Origin of the sequence: Bacillus sp. FSL R5-0439, from assembly GCF_038008805.1 — a bacterium.
Taxonomy (GTDB): domain Bacteria; phylum Bacillota; class Bacilli; order Bacillales; family Bacillaceae; genus Bacillus; species Bacillus safensis.
In genome coordinates this window covers 982,830-998,352 of record NZ_JBBOZW010000001.1, presented here as the reverse complement: position 1 = coordinate 998,352, position 15,523 = coordinate 982,830, and the positions used below count along the sequence as shown (strand labels likewise).

Sequence of the window (15,523 nt, the reverse complement as noted above, 5' to 3'; positions counted from 1 at the left end):
GCACGTTGTCCATTTACAGACTCTTCCCCATTTTATACACTTTATTCAACAATGAAGCGCTTTCAAAAAGAGAAACTGGGGAGGCTGACATCAAATGGCTGAAATAATGCTGAATCAAATTTATAAAGTGTATGATAACAAGGTAACAGCAGTAGACAACTTTAATCTACATATAGAAGATAAAGAATTTATTGTGTTTGTTGGTCCATCAGGCTGCGGAAAATCAACAACCCTTCGCATGATTGCAGGTCTAGAAGAAATTTCACAAGGAGACTTTCTGTTAGATGGAAAACGGATGAATGATGTAGCACCGAAAGACCGGGATATCGCAATGGTTTTCCAAAACTATGCATTATATCCTCATATGAATGTGTACGATAATATGGCTTTTGGATTAAAGCTTCGGAAGTTTCCGAAAGCAGAGATTGATGAGCGTGTTCGAAATGCGGCTAAAATATTGGGGCTTGAGCAATATTTAGACAGAAAACCAAAAGCACTGTCTGGCGGTCAAAGACAGCGTGTTGCCCTTGGCAGAGCGATTGTACGTGATGCAAAGGTTTTCCTTTTGGATGAGCCGCTTTCTAATTTAGATGCAAAACTCCGTGTTCAGATGCGTGCTGAAATTTCTAAACTTCATCAGCGTCTGCAAACGACATTTATCTATGTGACACATGATCAGACTGAAGCCATGACAATGGCAACCCGCCTTGTTGTGATGAAAGATGGTTTTATTCAGCAGGTTGGAGCACCGAAAGATGTATATGAAAACCCAGAGAATGTGTTTGTAGGTGGATTTATCGGCTCACCTGCAATGAACTTTTTTACAGGAAAGCTCTCTGACGGCGCCATCGCGGTTGGAAAAACGCACATTCGTGTACCAGAGGGAAAAATGAAAGTATTACGCAGCCAAGGCTATATTGGAAAGGATGTCATACTAGGCATCAGACCAGAAGATTTTCACGATGAACCAGTATTTATAGAGGCGTCTGAAGGCACAAAAATTAATGCTAACGTAGAAGTAGCTGAATTAATGGGAGCAGAAACGATGCTTTACTCTTCTATCGATGATCAATCGTTTATTGCACGTGTTGATTCTCGTACCGATGTACAGGCCGGACAGTCTATCCCTCTTGCGATTAATATGAACAAAGCCCATTTCTTTGATTCAGATACAGAGCTGCGCATCCGCTCAGCTGAATAAAAAGATATATAAGCAGCGCCATCACTCATTATTGGGTGATGGTTTTTTGTATGTTCACACAACATTTACCATGTTCTTTTCTCGTATGTTTTTTTCGGAAATAACCATAATACTTAGTACAAAGCAGTTACTGCATTGGGTTTCGCCAAGTGGCAAATGACTTGATCATTTCGCTGGTGCGATTCCAGCAAACCCAACCAAAAAAATAAATCATATACAAAAAGGAGAATCACATCATGGCAAATTCTAATAGTTCAAACCAATTACTAGTTCCTGGAGCAGAGCAAGCAATCGATCAAATGAAATACGAAATTGCTTCTGAATTTGGTGTAAACCTTGGAGCAGAAACTACAGCTCGTGCTAACGGTTCAGTTGGTGGAGAAATCACAAAACGTCTTGTGTCTTACGCTCAACAAAACCTTGGCGGAACAAAAGCTTAATTTCATACCTGGATCATAGAAGGCACCTCTTATGGTGTCTTCTTTTTTTGTTTTTATCCCTCACCAAACTCCTTTCAGCTCATATCATGTAGTAGAAAGGAGCGGATCTTCATGGACATTATTTCTGGTATGAACTTTGAACTTTTACAATTTGTAGGGATCTCTCTATTAAGTGAATATGGTCATAGTATTCGGTCCTTTCACCTTTATAAAAAGAGCATCACATAAAAGTTGTACCATTTTGGGTTCTTTTCACTTATAGTATGTAGTGGAGGGATCGAACAGATGAAAATAGCTCTTTTCGGTGCTCATGGACGTGTAGGACAAGCATTTCTTCGTTTCGTTCAAGTAGATGATCGTTACATGGTTCGTTCATTGATTCGGACAAACCGGGAAGAAATGCTTGCGGGTATGTTTCAAGTCACCGGCAATTCAAGAAATCGAGAAGATGTGCTTGAGACAATGAAAGGAGCAGATATTGTTGTGAGCTGTCTATCAACAGATGGTGATGATACATTATCTGTTTCAATGGAGCATATCGTACAAGCCATGAAGCAAACAAATACATCTAGAATTATTACAATTGGTACAGCAGGTATTTTAAAAGCAAGGCAGCAGCCGGAGCTTTACCGTTTTGAAACAAATGAATCAAAGCGGACTACTTCCCGAGCAGCTAAAGAGCATGCGAAAGCGTTTGAAATCCTTCAATCAACTGATCTAGATTGGACCATTATTTGTCCAACCTATTTACCAGATGGAGAAGTGACACGGTCATATCGCTATGAGAAAGATTTTCTCCCTATAGATGGAAAGAAAATTTCAGTTGAAGATACCGCACACTTTTTATATCAGCAGTTAAATTCGAAGGAATTTGTGCATCAACGCGTCGGCATCGCTTATTGATGTTGCAGCCTGTCCAAATGATATAACCTGTAAAAGTCGTCGACTTTTTCATGCAAAGGAAAAGAGCCTCATTCAATTTGAAGAGGCTCTTTTTTCTACTATTCATCAACTGTTTGCAACAGCGCCTTTTTGCAGTTCATACATTTGCGCATACAGCCCTTCTTGCTGCATGAGTTGTTCATGACTGCCACGCTCGACGATTTCACCTTTTTCTAACACCAAGATCATATCGGCTTTCTTAATCGTGGATAATCGGTGAGCAATCACAAAAGTCGTTCGTCCTTCTTTGACTACATCAAGCGCCCGCTGAATGATCGCTTCTGTTTCTGTATCAATGTTGGCGGTGGCTTCATCTAAAATTAAAATCGCTGGATCGTATGCTAATGCGCGCGCAAATGAAATCAACTGACGTTCCCCTGAGGAAAGGGTGCTTCCCTTTTCAACGACTGGTTCATCAAAGCCTTGCGGCAGATGCTTCAATAACTCTGCTGCGCCTACTTGCTTTAATGAGGATTCAATGGTTTCTCTTTTGATGTCTTCATTTCCTAAGCTGACATTGGAGGCAATCGTTCCCGAAAATAAATACGGATCTTGCAGCACAATGCCCATTTGTTTACGCAGCGTTTGACGCGACTGATCATAAATGCTTTCGCCATCTATGAGAATGTCTCCTTGCTGAATGTCATAAAAACGCAGCAGCAAGTTCATGATCGAGCTTTTCCCAGAACCAGTATGCCCCACAAGTGCAACCGTTTGACCTTTCTTAGCTTCAAACGTAATGTTCTTTAAGACATTTTTCCCTTCATTATAAGCAAAGGTGACATCTTTGAACTGAACGTGTCCCTCCAGCTTCTTCTGAACAGGTTCTTCCACCTCTGTACCGGGTTCATCTAATAATCGGAACACCCTTTCCGATGAAACTCTTGCTAATTCCAACCTAGAGAATTGATTCACAATACCTGTGATCGGCTGAAACAATCGATTTAAATAATCGACAAACGCATAGAGCACACCAATGGACACAATGCCTGTCGCACTTAATGACGCACCGCCAAAATACCAAATGAGCGCCACATATGCTAAATTTCGCAGCAGGTTAACCAAGTTATGTGAAAGAAGTGAATTTAAATGCAGCATCTTTCGCTGATACCGAAAGTGATTGTTGTTCAGCTCATCAAATTCCTCTTTCGTCGCTTTCTCATGACGAAACGCTTGAATAATGGTCATCCCTTGAATGGCTTCATTTAACTTGGCATTGATTTCACTGATGATCGAACGAATTCGGTGATTGTACACGGATGCAAACTTTCTGTAAGTCATCGACCATAGGAATATAATTGGTACTGCGACCAAACAAATGAGTGCCAGCTTCACATTTAATAAAAACATGGCAATGTAAATCCCAATCATGTAAATGGCACTCGTCACAAAATTAGCAAGGACTGTGACATATAGGTCACGAATGGTTTCCGTGTCATTGGTGATTCTCGCGACAACCTTTCCAGCCGGTAAATTATCAAAATATCGGATCGGCAGCGTTTGGATGTGCTCAAAGACGTCTACTCTCATTTTTTGAATAATTCGATTTGCAATCCTCTGGAGCAAATAATGCTGCCCATACTGAAAGAAAATCGCAACGATGAGCAGCCCTAGATAAAATAGAACAAGCTGCACCAAACCACTGATTTCTGGGTGATAAAAAGCAAAAATCTCTTCTTTTGATAAACGCTGTACCTCATAGGTCTCACGCTCGTTCCCATTATCAATGGTGAGCTGATCTCCCGATATTTTTCTGTTTCCATCAAAACGAATCGGCTCATTCACAAAATAGTAACCGAACCCGACTTGCACCACATTGATTTGCTTTCCAGATTCCATTCCATTGTTTAATCGATCGCTTCGTATATAGTTATTTCCCTGGTAATAAACGGTTTTGTCTGTCTTTTCATTGACCTCGACATACGGTTTTTCTACACCTAAAATATGATCATCAATCATTTTCTTCCCAATAAACGGTCCTGTCAGCTCAGCACCAACTGCAATCATTAGAAAGATTAAGGCAACAGACAGTACTTTCTTATATAGGAGTGCGTAGGCAAGGAGTCTTCTTCCTGTTGTCATGCCTCATCCCCTCCTTCCAGCTGATTTGTCAGCTGCTGACGCAAAAATTGTTCTTTATACCACCCATCCTGCTGGATGAGCTCGTTGTGAGTGCCCTTTTGGACAATGCGTCCTTCTTCCATGACAAGAATGAGATCCGCATGTTCAACAGCTGATAGGCGATGAGTCGTAATAAACGTCGTTTTGCCATGACGGTTTTGTCTTAGATTTTCTAGGATAGCGGTTTCTGTTTTTGCATCTACCGCAGACAATGAATCATCCAAAATTAAAATGTCTGGATCAATTAATAAAGCACGTGCAATGGATATTCGCTGTTTTTGTCCGCCTGACAGCGCAACACCTTTTTCCCCAACCATGGTCTCCAAACCCTCTGGCAGAAGGCGTAGATCCTTTTCAAAGTAAGCATCTTTGATTGCTTGTGCTAACTCATCTTGTTTCGCGTCCCGATGACCAAAGCGCATATTCTGTTCGACACTTTTTGAGAAAAGAATATGATCCTGCGGTACGTATCCGATCCATTGAAATAACTGATCTAATTCAATGTCTTGGATTGGAACACCTGATAGCAATAGTTGCCCATCACCTGCCGGGTACTGGCGCAGAAGCTGTTTGACAATGGTCGTTTTGCCGCTTCCCGTTTTGCCTGTAATCCCAATCGTCTGCCCTTTTCGAACGGTAAAGGACACATCAATGAGATTATCTTTAGGTGAAGTTGGATACCTGAATGTCACGTGATCAAACTCAATATCTCCAGGCTCTTGTAACGTTTTCGGCTGAGCAGCGTCTGTTACGTCCGGCTTGTAGCTGAGTGTATGATTCAACCGGTCTAACGACGCATTTCCTCTTTGCATAATATTAATCAATTCGCCGATCGCAAACATTGGCCAGATCATCATGCCAAGATAGACGTTAAATGCAACAAGCTCCCCAATGGTTAAATCACTTTGAAATACGAGATAGGCTCCGTAGCCGATTCCGATTAAGTAGCTGATCCCCACAAGTAATTTCACTGTCGGTTCAAACAAGGAATCAATGATCGCCACTCGCATGTTTTTTTGGAATACATCATCTGTCATTTCGCGAAAGCGTTTGACGTCTTGTTTCTCCTGCACAAAAGACCGAATGACTCGAACGCCTGCCACTGATTCAAGAACACGATCGTTCATATCACCAAATGCATCCTGAGCGACAGTAAAGCGCTCATGGATTTTGCTGCCATAAAACGCAATTAAGAGCGCCATCAGCGGCATAGGGATAATCGCCATTAAGGTTAATTTCCAGCTAATTGTCAGACCCATCGTAAAGAAGATCATCAGCATATAAGCAGTGGAATCAACCAAGGTCAGAACGCCAAAGCCTGTCGTTAAGGCTACAGCATTTAAATCGTTTGTTCCTAATGCCATTAAGTTACCGGTTTTTTTCCTTTCATAAAAGGTCGGTGTCATCTTCAGCAAGTGGCGCATCAGTTTCCCGCGCATCACACGCTCCATGACATTTGCGCCGCCAAATAACTGATACATCCAAAAATATGTAAGTGTATAGACGACGACACCGAGTAAGCAAAAAATGGTCACATAAAACAAAATACTGGATGTTGTAAATTGACCAGAACGAATGTCATCCACTGCCTGGCCAAGGTATCTTGGCGGCAGCATTTCAAGCACATTCACAATGAGCAAAAGCGTAATAGCGATTGTATAACGCCTCCACTCTTGTTTAAAGAACCAGCCTAATTTCGCAAATACTGAAAACATGTTTGTCTCTCCTTTTCAAGCTAGCCGCTTTCTAAATTTTCCTGCAAGTCACCTTGTTTCGTTTTTTGGGCTTTTATCATTTGTCTTGATTTTGGCATGTTCACATGCTTTCACTCCTCTTCATTTACTTGTTGTTTTCCATCCCTTTATTTCGGAATGCGAAATGAATACAACAAAAAAAGAGGCCACCAGCTGGCTGGTACGCCTCTTTTCGTCATGTAAAAAGGCGCATGTTGACAAATACGCAACATACGCCTTGATTCATCCGATCAATTGGAACATACGAGTTCCTTTTCAATGACCAATGAAGGTGTAATTGTCACGTGAATCAACCCATTCATGCAGTTTGATTTCATTCTTCCAATGTTGCACATGACATTTCCTCCTTTTGGCTCTTGAATCTTTTTTTATCTTATAGCGGCTGTCACCATTTTGTCAATAAATATTTTTCAATAAATGAAATTTTCTAACAAAAATCAATCTCCCTTATGTGTATCTTTTTCTATTAACGGGTATACCATGAGTGTAAAGACTCCTTTTGAAAGGAATGAGGACATTGTTTCAAGCTGATCGGATGGTCGTTGCGTTTGATGGACATGAAGACAGTAAGAAAGCATTAAAGAAGGCAATCGCTTTAGCCAAAACCTTGCATGCCAAGCTGACCGTTGCCTATGCCCATGATGGCAAAACAGGCAGACAGGTGTTTGATGCACCGCGCCCAATGACTGGCGGAGCTTATATCGGCGGCGGTACGGCAGATCTTCAAACACCCCCTGTGTATGTGCCTCATGATGAACAGCAAAGTCCCTTGATTTTTGAAGACCATACAGAAGAGGTCGTCGCAGAAGCAAGAATGCTTTTAAATGAGGAGCAGTTTGAGGCTGCCATTGAAATTGTGGAGGGAGAACCGGCAGAAGCGATTATCGAATATGCTGAGGAAATATCAGCAGACCTCATCGTCATGGGAGCACGTGACCAAAGCAGATTGAAAAAAATGCTATTTGGCAGTGTGAGTGAAAAGTTATCAGCAAAATCAGATATACCTGTGCTTATTGTGAAATAAATGCATCACAAAAGGCTGTAAACGAATGTTTACAGCCTTTTTTATTTATGAAGAGATCGATGCTTCATTTTCATGTTTAATTTTTTGCTGGAAGCCTTCCTGTACGCGCTTTGTCAGCTCGCCTGGAACGCCTTTCCCTACTGGCTCGCCATCTATTTCAACAATCGGAATGACTTCAGCCGTCGTCGAGCTGATGAAGATTTCCTGAGCGCGCAGCAGTTCTTCTTTGCTTATTCGATTTTCTTCAACAGTACATCCTTCTGCCTCACATACCTCCAGCAGCTTTCTACGGGTAATGCCGTTTAAAATGAGATTGTTTGCAGGGTGAGTGCGAATCACGCCATCAATCACGGCATATACATTCGAGGAGGTTCCCTCGGTCACAAAGCCATCTCTTATCAGGATTGCTTCAAACGCACCAGCTTCAGATGCTTTCTGCTTTTCCATGATGTTATATAAAAGGTTTAAGCTTTTGATATCACATCTTAACCAGCGAAGATCCTCAGATAATATGGCCTTTGCACCAGCTGTCTGCTCTTGAACAGGCTTTTTCACCTGGAACGTATATGCCGTGATTTGAGGAGTGAGAGAATCGCTATATTGATGCTTACGAGGAGCGACTCCCCGCGTGACTTGAATATACACACCGCCATCTGTTAATTGATTGTGAGCGACGAGCTGTTTTAACTTTTCTTCCATATCAGATACTGTACCTTGCAGATGAATACCAATTTCCTTTGCACTCTTGAACAGACGCTCTGTATGCTCCTTTAACGTAAACAAAGTACCATTGTATACTCGGATGACCTCATAGACTCCGTCACCAAATTGATAGCCTCTGTCCTCAATATCAACATGTGCATCTTTTTTTTCAATGAAATCTCCATTGTACAATACTTTCATATGGAATCTCCCCTTCGCTTTGCAATAATGGTTGAATCTGATGCTATCTTAGCGGATAAATGAGTACGTTTCAATGATTATTCAGAATTATTTCACATCATATGAAATGGATAACTTTCTATTGTAACAAATATAGATTCATAACCAAAAAGATTCCAATTTTTTAGCATCTTCTATATTCATAGGCTCTTTTTTCCTGTATACTGACACCATATAAACATGACAAAAAACAGCGGAAAAAGACAGAATCTACTACATGATTCGACACAAATTTTTGATTTATTGGAGCGATTGTAATGCAACGGGTTAAAAAAAAACAGACACCTTCAAACACAATGCTGCTCTCAAAGGCGATTGGTTTTGTCATTCTGACACTGATCCTCTTTTTTATTTGGGATATGTCCAAAACCAATATGCAGGCAGCAGATCAGCCGGCGAAATTGTCTGCGAGCAGTCAATTTAGGGACACAAGCACTAGTATGAAAGCAAAAGATGCTTCTAGGAAAACATTAGATGCACATTTTAAGATCGATTCTAATAAACATGTAACGGATCAAACAATCTTTTTAACCTTTGATGATGGTCCATCAGCGACTTCAAATCAGCTGTTAGATGTGCTAAAAGCGCAAAAAGTGAAGGCTACATTCTTTATGCTCGGGCCGCAGATTAAAGAACACCCGGCAGCTGTGAAAAGACTCCATCAAGAAGGACATCAATTAGGGCTTCATGGTATTACCCATGATGTGAAACGCTTTTATCAAAAAAGTGATTCTCCTGTTAACGAGATGAAGGAAGATCAGCGCATTTTGGCTTCTGTCACAGGTGAGTATACCCATCTTGTAAGAACACCTTATGGCAGCACCCCCAATTTAACCGATCAGCAAAAAGCACGTTTAAAACAAAAAGGCTTTGTCTACTGGGACTGGACCATTGACAGTCTGGACTGGAAATATAAAAGCTCAAAATATGTACCAGAGGTATTAAATCAGCTACAAGTGCTGGAAACAAAATATCCAAAAGAACCAAAAATCATCTTAATGCATGATCAGCCGGCAACAGCAAAATACTTAAGCAGCTTAATCACGCAGCTAAAGGCAAAGGGCTATACATTTGAAGTTCTTGATGAAACAATGAAGCCGCTGCAGCAATAAAGAAAAACCCGCACCTTTAGGTGCGGGTTTTTTAATGATTTATAAAGCTTTCACGAGATCGCCAATTCGCTCATGAAAGACAAGATCAAAAAGCGGATCGAATTCTGTTTCACTCAAATTCATCATCACCATGAAGATGGAAGGATCATGGGCTGCGTCTTCTGGAATATATCTTGCTGGCGCTACTTCTAGGGAAGTCCCCATGACAAGGAGCATGTCCGTTTTCTGAAGTGATGCCTCCACTTGGTCTAAATGTTTGACCATATCTCCAAAAAGAACAACATCTGTTTTTAGCACACGTCCGCACGTACTGCCATCAGAGGAAACCCTTTGACAGACAGGCACCTCTTCTTTTAACAAATAAGGCAAATCATATACCGCCTGGCAGGATGGACAAGTAGCCGTTTGAATGGAACCATGGAGTTCATATACGTGCTGGCTTCCCGCCTTTTTATGAAGACCATCAATATTTTGGGTAAAAATATCCACATGCTTCCCTTGTTGCTCAAGGCTGGCTAAAAAGATGTGCCCGCTATTTGGCTCGTATTCCCCGCTCATTTTCATCTGAAACAATTCCTTAAATTTCGGCCAAAATTGATGAGGATTTGATAAAAAGTAGGACCGGCTCATCACCTCCATGCGAGAAGTATCTTCCGTCCACAATCCACCCGTTGATCTAAAATCAGGAATACCCGATTCTGTACTCATACCTGCACCTGAGAGTACTGTGATATGTGAAGCCTGCGATATTCTCTCTCTTAGCGCTTCCACCTTTTTTTGATCCACGTACCATTCCTCCTTTATTCACCCAGCTGTTTCTCGCCTTTTTGTTTCATATAAATGGTCTGTCCAGGGAAAGCAAATTCTACACCTTCTTCGTGGAAAATATCTATGATGCGATAGTTAATGTCCTGCTTAATATCAAGGTTTTCAGACCAAGCTGTCGTGTTTGTATAAAAGTTGAAAAACAAGTTCAAATAGCTGTCTGCCAGTACATCGAGATTCACCATAATCGTCTCCTTATGCACACCATCATGCTCGTGAAGCATCTGTTTGAGACGCTTAATACACTGATCAATGTTTTCCTTTGGTGTATTGTAGGAAACGCGAACAGAAAACGTAATCTGACGTTTATTCATTCTCGTCCAGTTTGTGATCGGCTCCTTAGAAAGCGTAGAATTCGGAACGGTCACAACGGCTTCAGCAGGTGTTCGAAACTTTGTGCTTCGAAATGTAATATCTTCAACAGTCCCAAGAACACTTGGTGTCTCCACAAAGTCGCCCATCGTAAAAGGCTTCTCTGTAATGATGACAATCCCTCCAAAAAAGTTAGCCACTGTATCCTGCGCAGCCAGCGCAAAGGCTAGACCACCTAAACCAAGACCTGCCACAAGTCCATTGACATCATAATTAAATTCTTGTGCAATGATACTAATACTTAGTGCGATAATAATGAAACGAAGTACCTTTGATAAAAACGGTGCTAAAATATCATCCATTTCTAATTCAAATTTCGAATTGACCTTTTGAAATAAGAAGGAAGATGCTGCGGTTAAATTACAAAGTCCCCACGTCAGCATCAAAATAATGGAGGATCTATACAATTTAATGATGACATCCATATGATGCTCAAAGTATGGCGCCTGTCTTAACGCAAAATATAAACCAAGTGCCACGAAAAACAGCCTGGCTGGTTTTTCAAATGCCACAACAATTTGGTTAATGACCTCCGTCTTCGACCGATTTGTCAGCCTAAACAGAAGTTGAAATAAATACTTCGTAAATACTTTCCGAAGCAATAAAAACAGCAATAAAATACAAAGGCTGATTCCAATTTGGATCGCAATATCTACTGTAAAATATGTATCCATCCATTTTTGTGTAAACATGTCTGTCTCTCTCCTTTAAAACAATCCTCTCTAGTTTATAATATAACCTTCGTTCATGTCCTCTCTTAAATGTCTGACCTCTACATAAAAAGCCTCGGGAATAATCCCGAGGCATGATGTTCAAATATGAAATTTTGGCTAGAGACATATCGACGGGCAGCAAACTACTTTTTCTTCTGAGCCTGATCAAGGAGAGTCGCTTTAAACATTTCAGCATCCGTTTCGGCCTTAATACGTTCTTCCACTCTAATTCTCCCTTTACCCAATCATCTCGCCTCCTTTTCATCATTATAAAACATCAGAATTTTCAGTCAACATGACGAAAGCACTAATATTTTGACGAACGCTGACGATTTGGACAAAATTGATCGAAGAAAAAATGATGTAGTTCAGATTTACTCAATAAGAGCTTGGGATATTCCTGCAACTTTTCACCTTTTATACACGATGCTTTCTCACCACAAGCCATGTTCCATTACATACAGCTCTCCCTCGTTCCATATAGTAAAGAAGGAAAAACAGCAAAAATTTGATATGATAAGACCAGAACTTATGTCAGGAGCTGGAGCATGTGTATATTATCGCACATAGAGGGTCATCAAGCGCTGCCCCAGAAAATACAATCGCCGCATTTGATTTAGCTGTTCAGCAGGGTGCGGATTATATTGAGTTAGACGTCCAGCTGACAATGGATCAGCACGTAGCCGTTATCCATGATGATACCGTTGATCGAACGAGTAACGGAAGCGGATTAGTGAAAAGTTATACACTTGATCGGCTGAAGAAACTGGATGCAGGAAGCTGGTTTGATTCTCAGTACGCCAACGAACGAATTCCCACCTTACAGGAAATCCTTCAAAGGTACAGTCAGCGTGTCGGGATACTGATTGAGATCAAGCATCCAAAACGGCAGATTGGGATTGAAAAAGCAGTTGTCGACATCATCAACCGGTTTGCCTATTCCCGTCACATCATGGTTCAATCTTTTGATGCCAATGCCCTTCAAAGAGTCAAAGCTTACGCCCCTTCTCTTCGAACGGCTTTTATTATAAAACCCTCTGCCTTCAAACTGACGAAAAGGAAATTAGCGGAGTACAGCTCCTTTGCGGATTGCCTTAATATGAAGAAAACGCTGATCAACAGATGGTGGATTGATCGCATCCACTCATTTGGAATGGATGTCTTTGTATGGACAGTGAATGACCAAAAAACAGCCGACAGGATCAAAACATATCCCATTGATGGAGTGGTGACGGATCACCCGCCATTTTTTCTAAAGGAGAAATGATGTAAATGAAAGCATATCTCGCCGTATTTATCGGTGGACTGGTTGGTACCCTTTGTAGATATGAACTTAGCCAGTCCGTTGTCAGCCACACATTCCCCTATGCAACGCTGATTGAAAACATTATAGGCAGTCTGCTTCTTGGCTTTTCAACAGGGTATTTTATGTTTCGGAAGGGAAAAAAATATCTTGCTGCTTTAATCGGAACAGGATTTTGTGGTGGTTTTACGACAATGTCCACTTTTTCTAAAGAAACAGTTCTCTTATTACAGGATGGACTGTTCACATCAAGTGTCATGTACATTCTACTCTCAGTGATTGCTGGAGTGGGCGCTGCCTTATGTGGACTGATCACCGCTCAGCACCTCTTTCAACAAAATGAGCAGCCGAAAGGAAGCAGATAAATGATTGTATTGTATACAGCTGTTGCTGGCGGGATAGGCAGTGCCCTTCGTTTTTTCCTCAGTCAATCGATTCAGAAAACCAAGTTTCATACTCGTTTTCCGTTTAGTATTATTCTCATCAACTTACTCGGCGCAGCCGGTTTAGGTTTACTGACAGGTGCAGTGACTAACAATGATCCGCTGCTTATGATCATTGGGACTGGTTTTTTCGGTGGTTTTACAACATTCTCTACATTTAGTGTAGAGGCTGCGTCCATGCTGCATGAGCGGCAAATTGGACAGCTTGCTGTCTACTTATTGGTCACCATCATCGGGTCTTTATGTCTGTTTGCTGCGTTTTATCAAATAGGACAGCATCTTTTTTAAATATTGGTGATGGCGGCTAAGCTGATGAGCAACTGATCCATGAGCTGGCGCTTCATCAAAAAGAGTGTTTTTTCACTATAGCCGATTTCCATTGCACATTTTGCCATCCGCCAATCTCGAAAATATTTATAATCGATGAGCTGCTGTTCTATTTCATCCAACTCTTTTAATGCCGTTTCAATACAAGCAACGATGAGTTCATACTGACTTTTTTGCTCTTCTAACTTTTTCCGTGTCATGTGGTCGAGATGATGCGGGCTTCTTTTTTCAAGCTGCCTTTCGATATTTAAGATCGCTGCTTGATAATTTTTGAAATTCTTTAAATGAAACTCAATTCGTTTCATTGAGGTTTTTTTCTCCGTGATACTTGCTGTTTCGTACCAAAGCATGTCCATCCCCCTTTATCGAACGTTTGTTCTTATTATATACCGAACATATATTCGTTTAAAAGAGACTAAATACCTAAAAAAACCTTGAGCTTATTTTTCGCTCAAGGTCATTTCGTTTACTAGCAGCGGCTCCTTTATATCAAGCCCAGTGCGTGCACTGCCTTTTTCTGCCGATGTGACACCTTTTTTTAAATCAATCTTTTTAACGTAACGTCCATCCATTTCCAGCACTTTCATTCGAATATCATCAAGATAGATGGATTGTCCTTCTCTAATATCAATATTCTCTTTTAAGATGAGCCCGCCGATTGTATCAATTTCCTCATCATGATATGAAATCTCGATCAAATCTTGAACTTCATCCAATCTCACTTTGCCATCTAAAACATAATGATGATCGGCTCTTTTTTGAATAACTGGCTGCTCATCTTCATCGAATTCATCTCGAATATCTCCGACAATCTCTTCTAAAATATCTTCCGTTGTGACAAGCCCAGACGTTCCGCCATATTCGTCAGTTAAGATCGCCATATGCATTCGATCACGCTGCATCTTGACGAGAAGCTCTTGAATAGGAATCGTGTCGATGACCTCAATCACTGGATATATATAATCTTGAATTTTCAGTTGATCTTTTTCTCCTTGATACACAAGATCTGCAAAGAGCTGCTTTTTGTTCAGCATGCCGATAACATGGTCTTTATCTCCTGAAAACACAGGGAAACGTGTATACTTTTCCTGCGTCATAATGGCGAGGATATCATCTAACGGCATATCTTCTGGAATCGCACAAATTTCTCTGCGCGGTATCATGATCTCTCTGGCAATTCGATTATCGAAATCGAAAATCTTGTTCATATAATTATATTCTGATGGGTTGATTTCCCCATTTTTTAAGCTCTCAGATAATAAAATCTTCAGTTCCTCTTCAGAATGGGAATGTTCTTTTTCAGACCCCATATCGATGCCCATCATTTTAGTTAACAAACGGGCTGACCCGTTTAACACATAAATGAAAGGGAACATAAGGATATAAAATGCATGCAGCGGGCCTGACAGCCATAGCGTCATTTTTTCAGCCTTTTGAATGGCAAGCGTTTTTGGTGCAAGCTCACCTACAACTACATGCAAAAAGGTAATAATAGAGAACGCAAGTGTTGCTGAGATCAGGCTGATTGCTGAATCAGGAATATTTGTCAAACCAAAACCTCGAACCAAAAGTTCTTTCACAGCCGGCTTACCAATCCACCCTAAACCAAGGGATGTCACTGTAATACCGAGCTGACAGGCTGACAAATATTCATCTAGCCTTGATGTCACCTTTTTCGCCATGATGGCCTTTTTGGACCCTTCGGCAACAAGCTGATTAATTCTTGAACTTCTCACCTTGACTATGGCAAATTCAGATGCAACAAAGAAAGCTGTTAAAGCAATCAAAACACCGACTATACTCAGATTAACAATATCGTCCATTTAACCTTGCTCTTTCTTAGAAGAACAAGGAGTCACCTCCTGATTGATGATGTTATGTTTTGTAAAACGGTTAACTGATTAAATAAGACGACTTTGAGGGCCCCACTTAACCACCTCCGGTTCACGTAAAATTCCGCCTCTCTACATATATATGAAACGGTATTCATTTTATCTTACCATA

Annotated in this window: 16 protein-coding genes; 8 read left to right on the top strand and 8 right to left on the bottom strand. The window is 40.9% G+C overall.

The annotated features are described in order from the left end of the window. Positions 1-94: 94 nt before the first annotated feature. The 3 genes from NST59_RS04945 to NST59_RS04935 all read left to right on the top strand — a co-directional run bounded on the left by NST59_RS04945 (position 95) and on the right by NST59_RS04935 (position 2,544). A complete protein-coding gene (locus tag NST59_RS04945) occupies positions 95-1,201 on the top strand; it encodes an ABC transporter ATP-binding protein (RefSeq protein WP_064498251.1) in 1,107 nt (368 codons plus the stop codon). A 236-nt stretch (positions 1,202-1,437) separates the two neighbouring features. Beyond that, on the top strand, positions 1,438-1,641 hold the full coding sequence (locus NST59_RS04940; RefSeq protein WP_039177528.1) for an alpha/beta-type small acid-soluble spore protein: 204 nt from the start codon (positions 1,438-1,440) through the stop codon (positions 1,639-1,641). Positions 1,642-1,926: 285 nt separating this feature from the next. Continuing rightward, positions 1,927-2,544: an NAD(P)-dependent oxidoreductase gene (locus NST59_RS04935; RefSeq protein ID WP_039177527.1), complete on the top strand. Its 618-nt coding sequence runs from the start codon at positions 1,927-1,929 to the stop codon at positions 2,542-2,544. Positions 2,545-2,649: 105 nt separating this feature from the next. Here the strand turns inward: NST59_RS04935 and NST59_RS04930 are convergent, their stop codons facing one another. Together NST59_RS04930 and NST59_RS04925 are read right to left on the bottom strand one after the other, a co-directional pair. Then, a complete protein-coding gene (locus tag NST59_RS04930) occupies positions 2,650-4,665 on the bottom strand; it encodes an ABC transporter ATP-binding protein (RefSeq protein ID WP_144490871.1) in 2,016 nt (671 codons plus the stop codon). Then, positions 4,662-6,419, bottom strand: a complete 1,758-nt coding sequence (locus NST59_RS04925; RefSeq protein WP_144490870.1) for an ABC transporter ATP-binding protein — start codon at positions 6,417-6,419, stop codon at positions 4,662-4,664. Before NST59_RS04925 ends, NST59_RS04930 begins: the two co-directional genes overlap by 4 nt. 556 nt (positions 6,420-6,975) lie before the next feature. On the opposite strand from NST59_RS04925, the gene NST59_RS04920 reads away from it, so the two are divergent. Further along, positions 6,976-7,482 carry a universal stress protein gene (locus tag NST59_RS04920; RefSeq protein ID WP_095408097.1) on the top strand — a complete coding sequence of 169 codons (507 nt, stop codon included), beginning with the start codon at positions 6,976-6,978 and terminating at the stop codon, positions 7,480-7,482. A 45-nt stretch (positions 7,483-7,527) separates the two neighbouring features. Here NST59_RS04920 and dat read toward each other — a convergent pair whose 3' ends face one another. Then, positions 7,528-8,385 carry a D-amino-acid transaminase gene (dat, locus tag NST59_RS04915; RefSeq protein WP_144490869.1) on the bottom strand — a complete coding sequence of 286 codons (858 nt, stop codon included), beginning with the start codon at positions 8,383-8,385 and terminating at the stop codon, positions 7,528-7,530. Positions 8,386-8,681: 296 nt separating this feature from the next. Here dat and NST59_RS04910 point away from each other — a divergent pair, with 296 nt between their 5' ends. Continuing rightward, complete coding sequence (locus NST59_RS04910) at positions 8,682-9,536, top strand: polysaccharide deacetylase family protein (protein ID WP_039177516.1); 855 nt, start codon at positions 8,682-8,684, stop codon at positions 9,534-9,536. A 39-nt stretch (positions 9,537-9,575) separates the two neighbouring features. Here the strand turns inward: NST59_RS04910 and NST59_RS04905 are convergent, their stop codons facing one another. The 3 genes from NST59_RS04905 to NST59_RS04895 form a co-directional block, all read right to left on the bottom strand. Then, entirely contained in the window at positions 9,576-10,307 is a 732-nt protein-coding gene (locus NST59_RS04905) for an NAD-dependent protein deacylase (RefSeq protein WP_445285727.1), read from the bottom strand. 29 nt (positions 10,308-10,336) lie between these two features. Next, positions 10,337-11,425 (bottom strand): mechanosensitive ion channel family protein, encoded by a 1,089-nt coding sequence (locus NST59_RS04900; RefSeq protein WP_039177507.1) that lies wholly within the window; start codon positions 11,423-11,425, stop codon positions 10,337-10,339. 164 nt (positions 11,426-11,589) lie between these two features. Then, positions 11,590-11,691 (bottom strand): YhdX family protein, encoded by a 102-nt coding sequence (locus tag NST59_RS04895; RefSeq protein ID WP_017360338.1) that lies wholly within the window; start codon positions 11,689-11,691, stop codon positions 11,590-11,592. A gap of 305 nt (positions 11,692-11,996) precedes the next feature. Here NST59_RS04895 and NST59_RS04890 point away from each other — a divergent pair, with 305 nt between their 5' ends. From NST59_RS04890 to crcB (NST59_RS04880), 3 genes are read left to right on the top strand one after another with little or no spacing between them, the layout of a single operon-like run. Then, on the top strand, positions 11,997-12,713 hold the full coding sequence (locus tag NST59_RS04890) for a glycerophosphodiester phosphodiesterase (protein ID WP_039177505.1): 717 nt from the start codon (positions 11,997-11,999) through the stop codon (positions 12,711-12,713). Positions 12,714-12,718: 5 nt separating this feature from the next. Continuing rightward, a complete protein-coding gene (crcB, locus tag NST59_RS04885) occupies positions 12,719-13,114 on the top strand; it encodes a fluoride efflux transporter CrcB (protein WP_039177502.1) in 396 nt (131 codons plus the stop codon). Beyond that, entirely contained in the window at positions 13,115-13,480 is a 366-nt protein-coding gene (gene crcB / locus NST59_RS04880; protein ID WP_039177499.1) for a fluoride efflux transporter CrcB, read from the top strand. It abuts the gene before it with no gap. Here crcB (NST59_RS04880) and NST59_RS04875 read toward each other — a convergent pair. Both NST59_RS04875 and NST59_RS04870 read right to left on the bottom strand, forming a co-directional pair. After that, entirely contained in the window at positions 13,477-13,869 is a 393-nt protein-coding gene (locus tag NST59_RS04875) for a hypothetical protein (protein WP_034282242.1), read from the bottom strand. The genes crcB (NST59_RS04880) and NST59_RS04875 overlap by 4 nt on opposite strands. 90 nt (positions 13,870-13,959) lie before the next feature. Further along, on the bottom strand, positions 13,960-15,342 hold the full coding sequence (locus tag NST59_RS04870; RefSeq protein ID WP_039177497.1) for a hemolysin family protein: 1,383 nt from the start codon (positions 15,340-15,342) through the stop codon (positions 13,960-13,962). Positions 15,343-15,523 lie beyond the last annotated feature (181 nt).